Annotated in this window: 1 protein-coding gene; it reads left to right on the top strand. The window is 43.2% G+C overall.

The features are described 5' to 3' along the window. Window positions 1–437 precede the first annotated feature (437 nt). A complete protein-coding gene (locus AB6F11_RS21595; RefSeq protein ID WP_017062210.1) occupies window positions 438–2,063 on the top strand; it encodes a methyl-accepting chemotaxis protein in 1,626 nt (541 codons plus the stop codon). Window positions 2,064–2,353: the final 290 nt, after the last annotated feature.

The following is a 2,353-nucleotide window of genomic DNA, read 5'->3' as shown; positions in this document are numbered from 1 at the left end:
GAACGGCGGACTGTTAATCCGTATGTCGCAAGTTCAAGTCTTGCAAGGGGAGCCACATTCAAGAAAGCCAAGTCGAAAGACTTGGCTTTTTTTCGTTTGAACAAAAACAAACTCTATTCAATATACACATCAGCTCATCACTAACTCTTAATCAGTCTCGATAAATTGAGTTATCTCCTTTTAGTACTCTTACTACAGCAGTTGATTCTAAGTTCTATAAAGCATATCCACTACAACAGAACCAACGCCTTATAAAGTTCATGACCCGCTAATATTCACATTAAAACAAATAGAACCAAGTCCTGTTACTTTTTTTTCTTCGAAAATTTAATCCCTATCATACTTTGATGTCTTTCTAATATCTGCCTTACACCACTTAGATTAAGATTCGATGAATTATACCTAATACTAATTATTGAATCGCTGCGCGGGGAAATATGAAACTAAAAACGCAAGCTTACTTATTATCGGGCATCATCTTGATCGCCCTGCTAGCACTGACGGCTACAGGCTTATGGACCTTAAGAGTTGCTAGCAACATGGACAACAAAGCTCGCGTAACAGAGCTGTTTAAGAGCGCATACAGCATTCTTACTGAAGTCGAAAAAATGGCGATTGATGGCACACTAGAAGAAGAGCAAGCCAAGCAACTAGCTACTCGCCTTCTACGCAACAACATCTATAAAGATAATGAATATGTTTACGTAGCCGATGAGAACATGACGTTTATCGCGACACCATTAGATCCTCAACTGCACGGAACCAGTTTTAACGACTTTAAAGATGGCGACGGCAATAGTGTTGGGCAGCTAATCCAAAGAGTACTTGGTAATCGTACTGGCGAGATCATTGAGTACACCTGGACACAAAAACTGCCAGATGGAACGATTGAAGAAAAACTGTCTATTGCAGAGAAAACGCCACATTGGGGTTGGGTTGTCGGCACTGGTATCGGGTTCAATGAAGTTAACGCTCGTTTTTGGTCTACTGCTCAATGGCAGCTATTCCTTTGTGTCGTGATTGCTGGTCTTATTCTGGCGAGCCTAATTGTATCCATTAAACGCATGCTAGCGCTTCTTGGCGGCGAACCTAAAGACGTACGAGAAGCAGTACAAGCCGTAGCACAAGGTCGAATTCAAACCTCTTTCGAAACTCAGGCAATTGACGGCAGTATCTATCACGCCGTACAACAAATGAGTAAGTCATTGGCTGAGCTAGTATCAAACCTTGACGCTTCAATGCTGGCATTAAGAGGCGAACTGCAGCGCGTAGAAGATCGCGCTGGGTCAATTGGTCAACTGACAGACACCCAACAGCAATCAACAGAGATGATCGCGACAGCAATGACCGAGATGGCCTCTTCAGCCAATAACGTAGCTGCTTCAGCTAGCGATACCGCGCGCAACACCGACGAGGCCGACAAACAGAGCCAGCATACCCAACAACTCATTCACAACACAGTAGATAACATTCAAGGCTTAGCAGGCCAACTAGGCACAGCAAGCGAAGCTGTCGCTAACCTAGATAACGATGTAAACAACATTGCAAAAGTATTGGATGTGATTGGTGATATAGCGGAGCAAACTAACCTATTGGCACTAAATGCAGCCATTGAAGCAGCTCGAGCTGGCGAACAAGGTCGTGGATTTGCTGTTGTAGCAGATGAGGTTCGTAACCTTGCAGGCAGAACACAATCGAGCACAAAAGAAATCCAATTAATGATTAATAACCTTCAAGAGGGATCTCGCAACGCAATTCAAACCATGGAAGTGTGTGCCGCGACCAGTGAAAGCACCGTAACAGAGTCTCAAAACGCCTCTGAAGCACTACAACAGATTGTTGTCGCATTAGAGTCCATTTCATCAATGAGTCATCAAATCGCAACAGCGGCCGCTGAGCAGACTCAGGTGAGCGATGATATATCGAAGCGTATCAATATGATCGAAGAGAGCGGTAACCAACTGAGCAATGTCGTAACAGAAAGTCATAACAGCACCCAAACTCTTGCCTCTCTTTCCAACGAATTAGAAGCTTGGGTTAATAGGTTTGAAGTAAAACACTAAACTCCCTAGAAAATTTTCAAATAAAAAAGCACGTTTTCATACGTGCTTTTTTTATTTCGGCGCCCATTCAGTGTAGTTAACCGTAGTTTTACTATCTTTTAGGGCATGCTAGACCTAGGTTTTTCACCCCAAATGAGCAAAAACAACCCACTAAGTATAGAAAAACATCAAACGATACTTTTTTTGCAATTTAATGTTGACCCAGAACGCGAAAACACGTTTAATACACCTCGTCGCCCGGATAGCTCAGTCGGTAGAGCAGAGGATTGAAAATCCTCGTGTCGGTGGTT

Origin of the sequence: Vibrio sp. 10N.247.311.14 (assembly GCF_041467715.1) — a bacterium.
In the GTDB taxonomy this organism is placed as follows: Bacteria; Pseudomonadota; Gammaproteobacteria; order Enterobacterales; family Vibrionaceae; genus Vibrio; species Vibrio crassostreae_C.
Note: the sequence above shows the minus strand (reverse complement) of the source record. Positions and strands in the feature narration are given on the sequence as shown.